General features: G+C 72.2%; 13 protein-coding genes, 1 pseudogene and 1 riboswitch. Of the genes and pseudogenes, 3 read left to right on the top strand and 11 right to left on the bottom strand.

Going from position 1 to position 16,073, the window contains the following annotated elements; translation table 11 throughout:
* The first annotated feature begins 26 nt into the window (after positions 1-26).
* On the top strand, positions 27-1,400 hold the full coding sequence (locus tag AB0O07_RS12115; protein WP_365630965.1) for a glycosyltransferase family 87 protein: 1,374 nt from the start codon (positions 27-29) through the stop codon (positions 1,398-1,400).
* Here the strand turns inward: AB0O07_RS12115 and AB0O07_RS12120 are convergent.
* From AB0O07_RS12120 to AB0O07_RS12140, 5 genes are all read right to left on the bottom strand, one after another.
* Positions 1,357-2,622 carry a hypothetical protein gene (locus tag AB0O07_RS12120; RefSeq protein WP_365630967.1) on the bottom strand — a complete coding sequence of 422 codons (1,266 nt, stop codon included), beginning with the start codon at positions 2,620-2,622 and terminating at the stop codon, positions 1,357-1,359. The genes AB0O07_RS12115 and AB0O07_RS12120 overlap by 44 nt on opposite strands.
* 79 nt (positions 2,623-2,701) lie before the next feature.
* Positions 2,702-3,676, bottom strand: coding sequence for a C40 family peptidase (locus AB0O07_RS12125; RefSeq protein ID WP_365630969.1), 975 nt, complete (start codon positions 3,674-3,676; stop codon positions 2,702-2,704).
* A gap of 373 nt (positions 3,677-4,049) precedes the next feature.
* Positions 4,050-5,096 (bottom strand): NlpC/P60 family protein, encoded by a 1,047-nt coding sequence (locus tag AB0O07_RS12130; RefSeq protein WP_365630971.1) that lies wholly within the window; start codon positions 5,094-5,096, stop codon positions 4,050-4,052.
* A 363-nt stretch (positions 5,097-5,459) separates the two neighbouring features.
* Complete coding sequence (locus AB0O07_RS12135; protein ID WP_365630973.1) at positions 5,460-6,824, bottom strand: NYN domain-containing protein; 1,365 nt, start codon at positions 6,822-6,824, stop codon at positions 5,460-5,462.
* A gap of 37 nt (positions 6,825-6,861) precedes the next feature.
* The gene (locus AB0O07_RS12140) at positions 6,862-7,113 is read right to left on the bottom strand and encodes a hypothetical protein (protein ID WP_365630975.1); all 252 of its coding nucleotides are present in this window, start codon (positions 7,111-7,113) and stop codon (positions 6,862-6,864) included.
* Positions 7,114-7,315: 202 nt separating this feature from the next.
* Here AB0O07_RS12140 and AB0O07_RS12145 point away from each other — a divergent pair.
* Both AB0O07_RS12145 and AB0O07_RS12150 read left to right on the top strand, forming a co-directional pair.
* A pseudogene (locus AB0O07_RS12145) lies at positions 7,316-8,027 on the top strand (rhomboid family intramembrane serine protease).
* Complete coding sequence (locus tag AB0O07_RS12150; RefSeq protein WP_365630977.1) at positions 8,024-8,305, top strand: Lrp/AsnC ligand binding domain-containing protein; 282 nt, start codon at positions 8,024-8,026, stop codon at positions 8,303-8,305. The pseudogene AB0O07_RS12145 and the gene AB0O07_RS12150 overlap by 4 nt, the downstream one beginning before the upstream one ends.
* 214 nt (positions 8,306-8,519) lie before the next feature.
* Here the strand turns inward: AB0O07_RS12150 and AB0O07_RS12155 are convergent, their stop codons facing one another.
* The 6 genes from AB0O07_RS12155 to AB0O07_RS12180 form a co-directional block, all read right to left on the bottom strand.
* Positions 8,520-9,956 (bottom strand): aminotransferase class V-fold PLP-dependent enzyme, encoded by a 1,437-nt coding sequence (locus AB0O07_RS12155; RefSeq protein WP_365630979.1) that lies wholly within the window; start codon positions 9,954-9,956, stop codon positions 8,520-8,522.
* A 228-nt stretch (positions 9,957-10,184) separates the two neighbouring features.
* Positions 10,185-10,302: riboswitch (SAM riboswitch) on the bottom strand.
* Positions 10,303-10,479: 177 nt separating this feature from the next.
* A complete protein-coding gene (trpD, locus tag AB0O07_RS12160; protein WP_365630981.1) occupies positions 10,480-11,544 on the bottom strand; it encodes an anthranilate phosphoribosyltransferase in 1,065 nt (354 codons plus the stop codon).
* A gap of 303 nt (positions 11,545-11,847) precedes the next feature.
* Positions 11,848-13,491, bottom strand: coding sequence for a ubiquinol-cytochrome c reductase cytochrome b subunit (locus tag AB0O07_RS12165; RefSeq protein WP_365630983.1), 1,644 nt, complete (start codon positions 13,489-13,491; stop codon positions 11,848-11,850).
* On the bottom strand, positions 13,488-14,543 hold the full coding sequence (locus AB0O07_RS12170) for a Rieske 2Fe-2S domain-containing protein (RefSeq protein WP_365630985.1): 1,056 nt from the start codon (positions 14,541-14,543) through the stop codon (positions 13,488-13,490). Before AB0O07_RS12170 ends, AB0O07_RS12165 begins: the two co-directional genes overlap by 4 nt.
* Positions 14,540-15,349 (bottom strand): c-type cytochrome, encoded by an 810-nt coding sequence (locus tag AB0O07_RS12175; protein ID WP_365630987.1) that lies wholly within the window; start codon positions 15,347-15,349, stop codon positions 14,540-14,542. The genes AB0O07_RS12170 and AB0O07_RS12175 overlap by 4 nt, the downstream gene beginning before the upstream one ends.
* 83 nt (positions 15,350-15,432) lie before the next feature.
* The gene (locus AB0O07_RS12180) at positions 15,433-16,053 is read right to left on the bottom strand and encodes a heme-copper oxidase subunit III (protein WP_365630989.1); all 621 of its coding nucleotides are present in this window, start codon (positions 16,051-16,053) and stop codon (positions 15,433-15,435) included.
* Positions 16,054-16,073 lie beyond the last annotated feature (20 nt).

The following is a 16,073-nucleotide window of genomic DNA, read 5'->3' on the forward strand; positions in this document are numbered from 1 at the left end:
CAAGTGGGGCGAACGGGGTCGGTGGGATGAGTGGGACGAGTCGGGTGAACGGCACGGGGGGAGAGCGCGGGCGCGGCGCGGCAGCCGCCGTGCTCGCCGTGTGGGCGGTGACCAGAGGCGCACTGCTGCTCTGCGTCTTCAAGGTCCTCACCGTGCCGGGGCCCGATGTCACCAGCGATGTGTCGGTGATCTACCGGGGCTGGTACGAGGTGCTGCGCACCGGCACGTATCCGCTCTCCGATGTCACCTGGCAGTACCCGCCCGCCGCCGCCCTCGCGATCGTCTCCCCCGCGCTGCTGCCCTTCCTCGGGTACGCGACCGCCTTCTTCGTCCTGGCGCTGCTCTCCGACGCGGTCGTCCTCGGGCTGCTGCTGTACGCGGCCGGGTGGCCCCGGAGCGCGAGAGCCCGGCGGCCCCGGCGGTCGGCGCGGGGGGCGTGGGTGTGGGTGGTGGGGGTGCCGCTGCTGGGGCCCACGGCGTACGCCCGGTACGACGTGATGGTGACGGCGGTGGCGGTGGCCGCGCTGCTCGCCGGGGTGGGCCGGCCCCGGCTGATGGGCGCGCTGGCCGCGTTCGGGGCGCTGCTGAAGGTGTGGCCCGCGCTGCTGCTGGTGGGGACGGCGCCGGGGCGGGCGACCCGGCGGGCCTGGGCGAGCGCGGTGGTGACGGCGCTCGCCCTGGTGGTGTGCGCGAGCGCCGCGCTCCCCGGCGCGCTCGCCTTCCTCACCTTCCAGCGCGACCGGGGCACGGAGGTCGAGTCGCTGGGCGCGCTGGTCTTCCAGGTGTGGCGGCACTTCGGCTGGACGGGCGGGGTGCAGCTCCACTACGGCTCCGTGGAGTTCGTCGGTCCGTACGTTCCCGTGGTCAGCGCGGCGGCCCTGGCGCTCTCGGCGCTGGCGCTCGGCTGGCTGGTGGTGTGGCGGCTGCGGGCCCGTACGTACGGTGCCGCGACGGCGCCGGACGCGGCGTTCGCGGCGGTGCTGCTCTTCACCACGACGAGCCGGGTGCTCAGTCCGCAGTATCTGCTCTGGCTGGTCGGTCTCGCGGCGGTCGCGCTGACGGCACGGGCGAGCCGGATGGCGGTGCCCGCGCTGCTGGTGCTGGTGGCGACGGGGGTGACGGCGCTCGAATTCCCGCTGGGGTTCGACCATGTGGTGGCCGGGGATCCGCTCGGCCTGACGCTGCTCTTCGTCCGTAACGGCCTGCTCGTCGCCGCGACCGTCATCGCCTGCCGCCGGCTGTGGCGCGCGACGGTCCCCGGCGGCGGCCGGGCGGGCACGGGACGCGGGAAAGGACAGGGGAAGGGGCGCGGGAGGGGGCGCGCGGCCGGGCCCTGCGCGGGGCGCGGGGCGGAGGTCAGCCCAGGCGCCGCAGGACCAGATCGCGCCACAGCTCCGTGAGCCGCACCGGCGTGGTGGCCAGGGTGTCGCGGGCGGCCCGCTCGACGGCGCCGGCACGGTCGCGGTGGGCGCCCACCGCGCGGTAGAAGGCGGTCAGTTCCGGCTCGCCCCAGTGCTCCGCGATCGTCTCGCAGGCGAGCCAGCCGCCCTCGTACGCGCGGGCGAGACGCTCCGGTTCCGCGCCGAAAGCGAAGTCCGCGTCGGCCGGGAGCGCGCGGGGCGCCTCCCCGCGCCGTACGGCCCGCTGGAGCTCGGGGGCGATCTGCCCGGCGGTACGGTCCGAGCCCCGGTAGGCGACCCAGTCGGCGAAGCCCTCGGAGAGCCAGGCCGGGGTGGCGGCGGAGGTGGCCTTCCGGGTCGCCACATGGGTGGTCTCATGGGTCAGGACGACCTGCCGGCCGAAGTCGCCGAGTTCGCCGTACGCCTCCGGGTTGACGACGATCCGGTCGGCGGGCGCGGCGCCCGCGCCGCCGGTCTCGCCGGTGGTGACGGCGGCGATGGAGCGGTAAGCGCCGGGAGGCGCCCCCAGGAGCCCGCCCATGGCCGTGAGGTCCGCGGGGACCAGGATCACCACCCGGCGCGCCCACGCGCCCGGCCAGCGGGCTGCCACGGCCGGCACGGCGCGCTCGGCGACGGCGGCGAGGGCGCGCAGCTCCGCGGGATCCCGGCCCGTGCCGTCCGGGTCCACCCCCAGCACCAGGGCGCGCTCCCCGCGTACGGCCCGGACCGCGCCCTGCTCCCAGAGCTGCGGGGCGCCGTCCGCACCGGGCCGGTCGGTCCGTACGTACCACTGCCCCGCGCGCTCGGTCAGCTCCAGTACGCGGGGCGTGCGCACCGGCGCGGTGTCGTGGCCGGTGAGCCGGTAGCGCAACTCGGCGCGTACGGTCGCTCGGGCGCCGGAGCGCCGTATGCCGGTGAGGTGGTACTCCCAGGTGGCCAGCGGCACTTCGGCGAGGTTCCCGAACAGGTCGGGGCCCTCCGCACCGTCCGGGGCCGAGGTGGCTCGGTAGGCGCCCGCGTCCCGGGCCAGCACGGCGGCGGCCCGGCGCGCCAGGGTCCGGCGGATCGCCGCATCGCCCGGGGCGGCGCCGCCGTCGGCGGGGGCGCGCGCCGGAGCGGAACACCCGGGCGCGAGCAGCGCCCCGCCGAGCAGCGTCAGCGCGCCCCGCCGCCCGATCCCCCGGCCGAGGGGCGCGCCGTCCGGACGCCGTTGACCTGCCATCCCGCGATCGTACGGTCCGGAGGTCCCGCCCCCGGACCCGCGCACCGCCCGGAACCGCCCCCGGGGGCCGGGCCCCGGCTCAGATCCGGGTCACCGACGAGACCGGGAGCATGCCGACCGGGTCGTAGCGGACCGAGGCGCCGGGGTACGGGGCGTGGATGACCTGGCCGTTGCCCACGTACATGCCGATGTGGCTGGCGTCGTCGCGGTAGGCGACCAGATCGCCGGGGCGGGCCTGCGAGAGCGGGACACGCGTGCCCGCCTGGCGCTGGGCCTGGGAGGTGCGCGGGAGGCCGACGCCGGCCTGGGCGTAGGCCCACTGGGTGAGGCCGGAGCAGTCGAAGCCGGAGGGGCCGTTGGCGCCCCAGATGTACGGGCGGCCCACGGCGCCCTGCGCGGCCCGTACGGCGGCTCCGGCGCGCGTGGTGGCGGGCGTGCCGGGGTCGGAGAGCGCCCCCGGCAGCTCCGAGCGGTCCGATCGGGAGGCGCGGTCGTACGTGGCCCGGTCGGCCCGGGTGAGCGCGGTGAGCAGTCTGCGCGCCTCGGCGAGGCGGCCCTCGACGGTGCGCTTGTGGCGGGCCACCGCGGCCCGGCTGCGCTCCAGTTCGGCGAGGTCGCGGGTGGCCTCCTGGCGCACCTGGCCGAGACTCCGCTGGGCCAGGGCGAGTTCGCGCAGGGTGCCGGACTGGCGGGCGCCGACCCGGTCGAGGACCGCGGCCTTCTCCAGATAGCCGTCCGGGTCGGAGGAGAGCAGCAGCGCCAGCGTGGGGTCGACACCGCCGGTGCGGTACTGCGCGCCCGCGAGCGAACCGAGCGCGCCCCGCATCGCGTTGACGCGCTGCTGGCCGCGTGCGGCGGTGTCCTGGGCCGCGTCGAGCCGGGCCCGCAGCTCGGTGACGCGCTCGCCCGCCTCGTTGTACCGCTCGGTGGCCCGTTCCGCCTGCTCGAAGAGGCGGTCGACCTTGGCCCTGGTCGCCTCGGGGGTCGCCTGTGGGTCGGCGCCCGCCGGGGCGGCGCCGAGCGCGACCGCCGTGGTGGCCGCCGCGAGGGACACGGCGGCGACGGCGCTGCCGCGGGTGCCGGAACGGGGCGCGTGCCGGCCGGAACCGGAACGTGACTGTGAGGGACGGCGATGGGACACCACGGGAAGCCGAACTCCCTTCCGCTGTACGCGCTGTACGCCTGTACGCGCGGCCGCAGCCCTGCCGCCCGGTGGGCGGACCGCTGGCCGGTGCTGCGTGCGGCAGACAGTAGCCGGACGATCACGGAGCGGCCAACGACCGCCCCGCGCGCACAGAGTGACGCCCCGCCGTAGACCTCAAGGTCATCGGCGGGGCGCGGGTGTCACCGTATGGGGCGGGAATTCGCCCGAATGGGCGGGTGTCGGACCGGAGCTGACGGCCCGACAGAGCATCGGGGGGCGGCCGTCAGCCTATGCGGACGCCGAACTGGAACGGCATGTTCCCGATCGACTCGTAGCGGACGCTCGCACCGGGCTTCGGCGCGTGCAGCACCTGCCCGTTGCCGGCGTAGAAGCCGACGTGGTGCAGGTCGCCGTAGAAGATGACCAGGTCGCCCTTTTGGAGCTGGCTCTGCGAGAGCCGCGTACCGGCGTTGGCCTGGGACTCCGAGGTGCGCGGGATGGAGACACCGGCCTGCGCGTACGCCCAGGAGGTGAGCCCGGAGCAGTCGAAGGAGCTGGGGCCGGAGGCGCCGTAGACGTACGGGGTGCCGATCTTGCCCTGCGCGGCGGCGAAGGCGGCGGCGGCCCGCGAGGAGGAGGCCGGGGTGTTGCCGAGGTCGGTGCGGGTGGTGGAGCCGCTGCCGCCGCTGCCGCGGCTGGCGCGCTCCTCCTCCGCCTTGGCGAGGTCGGCACGCTCCTTCTCGGTGAGCGTGTTGAGCAGCTTCTGCGCGGCGGCCAGCTTGGACTGGGCCTCCTGCTTCTTCTTCGTGAGCTGCTTGCGGGTGTCCGCGAGGTCCTTGACCTTGCCCTGGGCCTCCTTGCGCTGCTGCGCGAGGGTCCGCTGCTTGTCCTGGATCTTCTGGAGCGACGCCGCCTGCTTGGCGCTGACCTGGTCGAGCGTGGACGCCTTCTCCAGGTAGCTGTCCGGGTCGGAGGAGAGGAAGAGCTGGAGCGCGGGGTCGATGCCGCCGGTGCGGTACTGGTTGCTCGCCATCAGGCCGAGCCCGTCCCGCATCTCGTTCAGTTCGTCCTGGCCCCGGGCGACCTTGTCCTGGAGCGCGGTGACCTGCTTCTCCAGCTTCTCCTGCGCCTCCTTGGCGCCGTTGGCCTTCTCGGTGGCCTTCTCCGCGTCCTCGTAGAGCTTGTCGACCTTCTCCTTGACGTCGGCCTTGCTCGGCGTCGGGGCGGCGTTGGCCGCCTGGGACGTCAGCGCGACGGCGGCGGCAGCGGTCGCGGTGAGGACGGTCACCCGGGTACGGCTCGGGGGCTTGGGACGACGGTGGGACGCCACGGAGGCGAGCTCCTTCTTCCTCAGCCGCCTGCCGGTCCTCAGGGACGCGTCAGTCCCGGCTCCGCGCCGACGGCTCCCCCGCGAAACTGGGCCGAACTGCGCGAAAACGGCGGTTCCTTCGCTGCCACCCCGGATGGGTGATCAACCGCGCGAAGGTTCGAGGCCTGACCCTAGTGACCTTCCCGTGATCAGTTCAAATCCTTGCAAGGAAAATCTCTGTCACGAAGCGCATTATTTACAGACGCCGACAGACGCAGACTGACCGTCGACGGGCAATGCACATGCAGTAGCGGACATTTGAGGCCGCGACCGGATAACACCCCACCAACTCGGGCATCGGGTACGGCGATCTCCATACGACCGCTATACGCGCGAAAGCCGCTTCAGCAGCAGCGCGGAGGCGACCGGACGCGCCCCCGCCCGCGCCACCCCGTCCGCGACCTCCCGGTCGGTGGAGGCCACCACCACGGGCCGGCCCGGCGGCTCCGCCCGTACGAGCTGCCGGATCAGCTCGTCCGCCGTCACCCCCGGCTTCGAGAAGAGCACCCGCACCCCGCGCGGCGGCGCCAGCAGCACCGGAGCGGCCAGCTCCGCCCCGTCGAAGACACAGGTCATCTCCGCGCCCGTCTGCGCCGCGAGCATCGCGAGCCCGCCCAGCAGCCGCAGCCGCTGCTTCTCCAGCGGCATCGTGGGATACCCGGTCTTGGTCACGTTGTAGCCGTCCACGATCAGATGCGCCTGAGGCAGCGCCAGCAACTGATCGAGCAGTGCCGGATCCATTTCGGAGAGCGCACGCGCCGCCACATCCTTGGGCGACATCCGCCCCGGCCGCTCCGCGTCGACCAGATCGGCGGGCCGGCTCGCCGCGGGCGGCAGCGCCAGCTCCCGCCGGAGCCCCTGGGCCGACTCCAGCACCGTGTCGAGCAGCAGCCGCAGCCGCATGTCCTCGACCGAGCGCCCCTCCCGGGCCGCCCGGCGGCTCGCCTCCACCGCCGACTCCGCCTCCGCGAGCCGCGCCCTGATGCGCCGGGTCTCGCTCTCCGCCGCCGAGAGCTGCGCCGCGCTCTCGGCCCGGAACGCCTCGGCCTCCGCCCGCACCCGGCGCAGCGCCGCCTCGCCGCGCTTCACATCGCTCTGGGCGCTGCGCAGCTTGCGGTGGAGCGCCTCGCCCTCCTTGCGGGCGGCCTCCAGCTCGGCACGGAGCCGCTCCGTCTCGCTCTTCGTCTGGGACCTGGCGGCGGCCAGCTCGGCGCCGAGCCGCTCCAGCTCGCGCCGGGCCTCCTCGTCGGCGCGCTCGGCGTCGGCACGCTGTGCCTCCTCCCCGGCGGCGGCGACGAGCTTCACCCATCCGGCGGGCCTGAGCACATACGCGGCGGCGGCCACGTCGACCGGGTCGGCGGCGGCCGGCGGCGACCCCGACTCCAGGGCCGACGCCAGCTCCGGCTGGGAGTGGACGATCCGCTCGCCGATCCGCTGCCGGAAGAGCGGGTCGCTCTCCAGCGCGGCGGCCATGGCATTGCCCGCGAATTTCGTACGCCTGTTCGGGGTGAAGCGCGCGTACTGCCGGAGCTGGGCCGGCAGCTCGGCGACGGTCAGTCCGCCGAACGCCTCCGACACCAGCGCGACGACCCGGCGCCGTACCCCTTCGGGGAGCGGTCGGTCGAGCGTCTCCGCGGCGTCACCGCCGGCCGTACCGGCCGGCTCAGCACCGCTCGCGGCCTGCTCCACGATCCGTCACCCCATTCACCCGTCAGGGGCGGCTCCGTCAGGAGCCGGCACCCGGCCTGTCCACCAGTTCGATCTGATCCACGGCGTTGCACCAGCGGCAGCGCACCGACTCGATGGTCTCACTGACCACCTCACGCTCCTCGATCCTGGACTCCCCGGCCAGGTCGAGATGGACGTACTCGACCACCTTCGACGAGCGCGTCACGTCGAACCGCGTCAGGTTGCCGCACAAGGTGCACCGCCACCGGGTGGCGGCCGTCGGCTGCGGAACCGTGGGAAGTACTGCCATCGTGGCGCCCTCTTTTCTTCGTTCCTATGCGGTGCCCCGCGATCCGGCGTCGAATCCGGGGCCGGGTCCGGCGTCGGATCCGGGCCGGGTCCGGCGCCCGACCGCGTACGGCATCCGGCAACCCTAAGGCCTCGGGGCTCTCCCCCGGCGCGGCGAGGCGGTCCACCCGGTCCTGTTGCGGTACGTACGCCATGCTCGGACCGTGATCAAAAGGCGTACGGCGTATGGAGCGCCCCTGGTGACCTACGGGCTGATCGCCCTGTGCTGTCTGGCCTTCCTGCTGAGCCCGGTCTCCGGATTCACGCACGCGTACGGCGGCGACGACGCGCTGCGGGCCACGCAGAGCGCCTATTTCGTCCGGTGGGGCGTCATCCCGGACGAGCTGACCCGTGCCGAGCCGAGGGGCCCTGCTCACCCCGTTCACCGCGCTCTTCGTGCACGGGAGCTGGCTCCACCTGCTGGGGAACATGCTCTTCCTGCATGTCTTCGGCGCCCTGACCGAGGAGCGGATGGGCCACGCCGCCTTCCTGCTCTTCTACCTTGCCACCGGGGCCTTCGCCCTGCTCGCGTACGCGCTCGCGAACGCCGGCTCGGGCCAGACGCTGGTGGGCGCTTCGGGCGCGATCTCCGGGGTGCTCGGCGCGTTCCTGTACCTCTTCCCCCGGGCCCGGGTCACCAGCCTCTTCCCGTTCCTCTTCTTCCTGCCGCTGCGCTTCCCCGCCTGGGCCGTGCTGCTCTTCTGGTTCGCGCTCCAGGGGGTGGCGGCGCGCGGCGCCGGAGCGGGGCCCGGTGTCGCCTATCTGGCGCACCTGGCCGGCTTCGCGACCGGGTTCCTCTACGCCTGGGGGCGGTACTGGCGTACCGATAGAGTGAAGGCCCAGTCAGGGGCCACCGAGGGAGAACGCCAACCGTGATCACCGCGATCGTGCTCATCAAGACCAGCGTGGACCGGATCCCCGAGATCGCCGAGTCGATCGCGGCGCTGGACAACGTCAGCGAGGTCTTCTCGGTGACGGGCCAGTACGACCTGATCGCCATGGTCCGGGTCGCCCGCCACGACGACCTGGCCGAGGTCATCCCCGGCCGGATCAGCAAGATCCCCGGCGTCGAGGCCACGGACACGCATGTCGCGTTCCGCACCTACTCCCAGCACGACCTGGAAGCGGCCTTCTCGATCGGCCTCGACTCCTAGGGACCTAGGGCCTGTCTGACAATTCCCGCCTGCCTCGCGACGCCATGCACGCACTCTCGCCGCACCGGGCCCTGACCCAAGTACGTCCAGTACGTGGGTCAGGGCCCGGCACACCGAGAGCACGCACCTGACGCCGCGAGGCCGCCCTCCGGGCGACGACGGGAATTGTCAGACAGGCCCTAGCCTCTCCACCGCCCTTACGGGCTTTACGGCTCTACGCGGCCGCTGCGTCCCGGTCCGGGACGCAGCGGCCGTCCTCCGTACGGTAGTTCCACCGCGCGCCGTCGCTCACCAGCTCGCGCACGGCCCGTACGAACCGCTCCACATGCTCGTCCGGGGTCCCCGCGCCGAAGCTGACCCGGATCGCGTTGAGCGAGCGCTCGCCCGGCTCGGCCTCCGGGGCTCCGCACTCCCCCGGCTCCTGCGGGTCGCCGTCGAGCAACGTCCTGACCAGCGGATGGGCACAGAACAGACCGTCCCGTACGCCGATGCCGTACTCCGCGGAGAGCGCGGCGGCGAAGTGCGAGCTGTTCCACCCCTCGACCACGAACGAGAGGACGCCCACCCGGGGCGCCTCGTCGCCGAAGAGCGAGAGCACCGTGACCTCGGGGATCGCGGCGAGCCCGGTACGCACCTCCGCGACCAGCCGCCGCTCCCGCGCGGCCAGCGCGTCGAAGCCCGCCTCGGTGAGCGCCTTGCAGGCCGAGGCGATCGCGTACACGCCGATGACATTGGGCGAGCCCGCCTCGTGCCGGGCGGCCGTGGTGTGCCAGTCGACGTCCACCCCGCCGTCGGTGCGCCGCGCCACCTTCCGGCTGGCGCCGCCGCCCGCGAGATACGGCTCGGCGTCCCGGAGCCAGTCGGCGCGGCCCGCGAGCACCCCGGAGCCGAACGGCGCGTAGAGCTTGTGCCCGGAGAAGGCGATCCAGTCGACGTCGAGGTCGGTGAGGTCCACGGCGTGGTGCGGGACGAGCTGGGCGGCGTCCAGCACGATCCGGGCACCGTGCGCGTGCGCGGCGGCGGCCAGCTCCCGTACCGGCCAGAGCTCACCGGTCACATTGGACGCGCCCGTCACACAGACCAGGGCGGGGTCCCCCTGGTCGCGGGCGGCGAGCGCGCGCTCCAGGGTGGCGACGGCCGCCTCCGGGGTGCGCGGCGCGTCGAGGTACGTCACCCGGGCGTCCCGCCAGGGCAGCAGGGAGGCGTGGTGCTCGGTCTCGAAGACGAAGACCTGGCAGCCGGCGGGGAGCGCGGAGGCGAGCAGGTTGAGCGAGTCGGTGGTCGACCGGGTGAAGACGACCTGGTCGTCGGCGCGGCAGCCGAGGAAGTCGGCGACGGTGCGGCGGCTGTTCTCGAAGAGGTCGGTGGAGAGCTGCGAGAGATAGCCGGCCCCGCGGTGCACGCTGCCGTAGTACGGGGCGTACGTGGCGACGTCGTCCCAGACCCGCTGGAGGGCGGGGGCGCTGGCGGCGTAGTCGAGGGCGGCGTAGGTGACCTCGCCGCCGGTGACGAGCGGGACGGTCACATCGCGCCCGAGCACCGGGAGCGGCGCTCCACAGGCGGGGTCGTCGGTGGCGGAGGAGGCAGCGGAGAAGGAAGCGGCGGAGGAGGCGGAGGCAGGAGCGGAGGCGGCGTTCGGGCGTACGGACATGGGGTGTCTCCCGGCGTGAATGTCGTAACGGCTTCAAGGACCCGCACGGCTCCGTAGCAGCATGACGGCATGGCCGCGTGACGGAAAGGGCGCGTGGTGCGGGGGTGGCCCCGGCACACGGAAGAGGCCCGTGCGGGGGCGTGTTGAAGGAGGGGCGTGAAGACGCCCTAGCGCATTCGCTTGCTCACGAGAGGCTCCCTTGAGGACCAGGACCCCAAAGGTGGAAGGGGTCCGCGCTTGCCGCGGACCTCGCTGCCCACGGCCTGGTCTTCACCCGGGGCACCCCGCCACGGACGGAGGGTTGCCGGACAGCGGGCCGGGGCCTTTGTCGCTGTCACTCATGACCTTGGCCGAGAGTATGGCACAGGGGCCCTGACCTCCCAAGCCGCTGTCCGCGATACGGGACGCGCCCGCTCCGGGACACCCGCGGTACGGCCCGGACCCGCGCCCCGTGCCCCACGGCAGAAGGGGCCGGGCGGGGGGGGGCCGCTCCCGGCCCCCGCCCGGCCCCTCCCGCACCCGGTCAGGCGTTGCTCGCCGCCACCCAGCGGGCCAGCGCCTCGCGCGCCGCGCCCGAGTCGATGGACTCCGCCGCCCGCGCGATCCCCGCCGTGAGCTGGGTCTCCAGCGGGTCGTCCGTCGGGTCGAGCGCCACCAGCGCCGCCGCCGAGTTGAGCAGCACCGCCTCCCGTACGGGCCCGGTCTCGCCCGCGAGGAGGCGGCGCGCGACATCCGCGTTGTACGAGGCGTCCGCGCCCCGCAGCGCCTCGACCGGCACCAGCGGCAGCCCGACGTCGCGCGGGTCGAAGGGCCGCTCGGTGACCTGCCCGTCCCGTACCGTCCACACCCGCGAGGTGGCCGTGGTGGTCAGCTCGTCGAGCCCGTCGTCGCCCCGGAAGACCAGCGCGGAGCTGCCCCGCTCGGCGAGCACCCCCGCCACGATCGGCGCCATCCGGGCGTCCGCCACCCCCACCGCCTGGGAGGCGACCCGGGCCGGGTTGGTGAGCGGGCCGAGGATGTTGAAGGTGGTCTGCGCGCCCAGTTCCTTGCGGGCCTTGGCCGCGTACCGCAGCGAGGGGTGGAACTTGACCGCGAAGCAGAAGGTGATGCCCGCCTCCTCGGCGACCTCGGCGACCCGCTCCGGCGTCAGCTCCAGATTGACGCCGAGCTTCTCCAGCACGTCGGAGGCGCCGCTCGCCGAGGACGAGGCCCGGTTGCCGTGCTTGACGACCTTGGCGCCCGTCCCCGCCACGACGATCGCGGACATCGTGGAGATGTTGACGGTCTTGGCGAGGTCGCCGCCGGTGCCGACGATGTCGACGGTGCGTCCGGGTACCTCGATGGTGCGGGCGTGCCCGTACATCGCGCGGACCAGCCCCGAGACCTCCTCGACGGTCTCGCCCTTCGCCCGCAGCGCCACCGCGAACCCGGCGATCTGCGCGTCGGTGGCCTCGCCGGTCATGATGCGGTCCATGGCCCAGGCGGTGTCGTCCGGGCCCAGGTCCTCGCCGCGCAGCAGGGAGTTGAGTACGCCCGGCCAGGTGCGGGCCGCCACGGTGTCGTCTCCGACGGGGGGAACAGCGTTCATGCTGGCTCCTGGGTGGTGTCTGGGACGGCTACGGGGTACGGGGGCCTCGTACGGCCGTGGTGATGGCGTACGGCCCGGCGGCAAGCCTATCGGCGGAGACGGCGCCCGTCGGCAGGGTGCCCGCACTGCGGACGCCGGTGCGCCCGGGGAGAGAGACACGGGTGTGACGGGGGTACGGAGCGGGAACAGGACCGGGTTCGGCCCCCGGCACGGGGACCCCGGGGAACGCCGAGGGCCCCGGCCGGCCTCCTCGCGGAGACCGGGCCGGGGCCCTCGGTGGTGGCGACCTGGTGAGGCCGGGGATCAGTGGTGGCCGTGGCCGCTGGTGATCTCCTTGTACTCCTCCGCGGTGGGCTTGGGCAGTTGGTTGTTCTCGCCGTAGTAGCCCTGGCTGAGCTTGACCCGCAGCCGCTCGACCGGCGACACCTTGCGGCGTACCCCGTTCTCGTCGGTCTCGGGGCCCAGCTCGGCGGGCCGGTACTGCTCGTGGGCGGTGAGCTTGTGCAGGTCGCCCTGGTCGAGCGGGGTGTGGACCTCGACGAACTCGCCGTGCGGCAGCCGCTTGATGACGCCGGACTCGCGTCCGTGCAGCACCTTCTCGGCGTCGCGCCGCTGGAGGCCGATGCAGATCCGCTTGGTGGCGATGAAGGTGAGCACCGGCACCGCGAAGAAGGCGATCCGGACGAACCAGGTGATCGCGTTGATCGACAGGTGGAAGTGGGTCGCCCACAGGTCGTTGCCGCCGCCGACGAGCAGGACGAAGTACCAGCTCAGCCAGGCCACACCGAAGGCCGTACGGGTCGGGGCGTTGCGCGGGCGGTCCAGCAGGTGGTGCTCGCGCTTGTCACCGGTGACCCAGGACTCGATGAACGGGTAGACCGCGATCGCGACCAGCACCAGCGGGAAGATGATCAGCGGGATGAAGACGCCCAGGACGAGGGTGTGTCCCCATACGTTGATCTCCCAGCCGGGCATCACCCGGATGAGGCCTTCGGAGAAGCCCATGTACCAGTCGGGCTGGGCGCCGGTGGAGACCTGGTCGGGCCGGTACGGTCCGAGCGCCCAGATCGGGTTGATCGTGGCGATCGCGGAGACGATCGCGATGACCCCGAAGACCAGGAAGAAGAAGCCCCCGGCCTTCGCCATGTAGACCGGCAGCAGCGGCATGCCGACGACATTGGTGTTGGTCTTGCCGGGACCCGCGAACTGGGTGTGCTTGTGGTAGAAGACCAGGATCAGGTGGGCCACCACCAGGCCCAGCATGATGCCGGGCAGCAGCAGGATGTGGACCGAGTAGAACCGGGCCACGAAGTCGCCGCCGGGGAACTCTCCGCCGAAGAGGAACATCGACAGGTACGTGCCCACGATCGGCACCGACAGGACCGCGCCCTGCATGAACCGCACCCCGGTGCCGGAGAGCAGGTCGTCCGGGAGCGAGTAGCCGGTGAACCCGGTGAACATGCCCAGGACGAAGAGGAGGAAGCCGAAGAGCCAGTTGACCTCGCGCGGCTTGCGGAAGGCGCCCGTGAAGAAGACGCGCATCATGTGGACCAGCATGGCCGCGAGGAAGATCAGCGCCGCCCAGTGGTGGATCTGCCGGATAAGCAGACCGCCGCGGATGTCGAAGCTGATGTTCAGGGTGGAGGCGAACGCCTCCGACATCATGACGCCCTGGAGCGGGACGTAACTGCCGTGGTACTCCACCTCGTTCATCGACGGGTGGAAGAACAGCGTCAGATACACACCCGTGAGGATGATGATGATGAAGCTGTAGAGGCAGATCTCCCCGAGCATGAAGGACCAGTGGTCCGGGAAGATCTTCCGCATGTTGGCCTTGGCGAGGCTGTAGATCCCCAGCCGGCCGTCGGCCCAGTCGGCCACGCGCTCGCCCGCGGGGGCCTTGCGCGCCGTCGTGTCCGTCGTGGCAGTGGTCGTCGTGGTACTCATCCGCGCTCCCAGAAGGCAGGGCCGACGGGCTCGGCGAAGTCGCCGAGTGCCTCAAGGTTGCCCTCCGCGTTCACGCCGATCCGCAACTGCGGCAGGGCGTGACCGGCCGGGCCGAAGATGACGCGCGCGCCGTCGGAGAGGTCGAAGGTGGACTGGTGGCACGGGCAGAGCACGTGGTGCGTCTGCTGCTCGTACAGGCTGATCGGGCACCCGACGTGGGTGCAGATCTTCGAGAACGCCACGATCCCCTGGTGGGACCAGTCCAGCTCGCGCTTGTCCTTGATCTCGTCCGGCTGGATCCGGACGATCATCAGGGCCGCCTTGGCGATCTCCTTCTGGAAGTCCTCGCTGTGCTCGTCGAGCCCCTCAGGCATCGCGAACGTCAGCGAGCCGGTGACGACGTCCTCGGGGCGGAGCGGCTCCATCGTGTTCATGTTGATGAGCTGCTTGCCCTTGGCCCACAGGGTGGAGCGGAGCTTGTTCTCGGGCAGCGGGCCCAGGTCGCGCAGGAGCACCACACCGGAGAGGGGTACGAGCGCCAGGGCGCCGAACATCGTGTTCCGGATCAGCTTCCGCCGGCCGATGCCGGACTCGGCGGCGCCCTGCGCGAAGTCCGCGAGGACCTTCGCCTTGACCTCGGGCGGCGCCTCGATCGGGTGCCGGTCGTCGGCGGTCTCGACGTCCGACATCAGCGTGCGGGCCCAGTGGACCGCGCCGGCGCCGATGCAGAACAGGGCGACACCGAGCGTCAGACCCAGCGCGAAGTGCAGGATGCTGACATGCCCGAACGGGAAGATGTAGACGATCTTGTCGACCGGGAAGGCGACGAAGGAGGCGATGAACGCCACCGTCGCCAGCATCGAGATCACGAACAGGAGGGCGACGTTGCGCTCGGAGCGCCGGGCGGCCCGCTCGTCGATGTCCTGGATCCGCGGTTTGTGGGCCGGCAGCCCCGGGTCCGCGAACGGATCGTCGGCGCGCTCCACCTCGCCGTGCGCGGTGTCGTGTCCGCCCGGCAGGTTCTCTTCGTGTGAATTCAGTTGGCTACTCATGACTTCTTGGCCTTAGCGGTGTGGGCAGCGACCCAGACGGCGACGGCGATCAGGGCGCCCAGTCCGAAGATCCAGGCGAACAGGCCCTCGCTGACGGGACCGAGGCCGCCGAGGGAGAGGCCGCCGGGGCTCGCGCTCTCGTCCCCGTTGACCGCCTTGACGTACGCGATGATGTCCCTCTTCTGCTGCTCCGGCATGGTGGAGTCGGGGAAGGACGGCATGTTCTGCGGGCCGGTCTGCATGGCCTCGTAGAGGTGCTTCGGGTCCACGCCCTCCAGGCTGGGGGCGGACTTGCCGTGCGTCAGCGCGCCGCCCTCACCGGTGAAGTTGTGGCACTGGGTGCAGTTGGTACGGAACAGTTCGCCGCCCTTGGCGATATCGGCGCCCGAGGGGTCGTACTGCTCCTTGGTCGGCTTGATCGGCCCGGCGCCGAGCGACGCGACGTACGCGGCGAGCTGGTCGATCTCCTTCTGGGAGTAGATGACCTTCTTCTTCGGTACCTGGGCGCCGGGCTGCTGGGCCGGCATCCGGCCGGTGCCGACCTGGAAGTCCACGGCGGCGGAGCCGACGCCGACCAGGCTCGGGCCGTCGGAGGATCCCTGACCGCCGACGCCGTGGCAGCTTGCGCAGCCCACGGTGTAGAGCTTCTTGCCCTCCTCGATGGCGAGGGACTGGGAGGTCTCGTCGGCCTGCGCCGTGCTCGCGGGCGCGAACGCGGCGTACAGCCCCCCGGTGGCCGCCAGCGCGAGGAGTAGGACGACGACCGCCGCCAGCGGATGGCGTCGTCGTGCGGAGAGCTTTTTCACGGATTACCCCGGTGTCAGGATCTTCTGCGTCGGTGCTTCTGGACTGTGTGCGGCGGGCGGCGCGCCTCAGGCGCGGCGTCCCCCTACTTGATCAGGTAGATCGTGGCGAAGAGGCCGATCCAGACGACATCGACGAAGTGCCAGTAGTAGGACACGACGATGGCGGCGGTGGCCTGTTCGTGGGTGAACCTCTTGGCCGCGTAGGTCCTGCCGAGGACGAACAGGAACGCGATCAGCCCCCCCGTCACATGCAGCCCGTGGAAGCCGGTGGTCAGGTAGAACACCGAGCCGTACGGGTCGGAGGAGAGCGAGATGCCGTCCACCTTGACCAGCTCGGTGTACTCCAGGACCTGGCCGCCGATGAAGATCGCGCCCATCACGAAGGTGACCACGAACCAGGCCCGCAGCTTCTTCACGTCACCGCGCTCGGCGGCGAAGACGCCGAGCTGGCAGGTGAGGGAGGAGAGCACGAGGATGGTCGTGTTCGCCGTCGAGAACGGGACGTTCAGGGCATGAGCCATTTCCTTCCAGTACTCGGCCCCCATCACCGATCGCAGGGTGAAGTACATCGCGAAGAGGGCCGCGAAGAACATCAGCTCGGAACTCAGCCAAATGATGGTTCCGACACTGGTGAGGTTCGGCCGATTGACCGACGGGTGCGCGTGCCCGGTTTCTACTGTCGTTGCTGTCGCCACGACCGACATTATGTCGGTCGCTTATCTCG

It is taken from the genome of Streptomyces sp. NPDC093085 (assembly GCF_040683935.1).
In the GTDB taxonomy this organism is placed as follows: domain Bacteria; phylum Actinomycetota; class Actinomycetes; order Streptomycetales; family Streptomycetaceae; genus Streptomyces.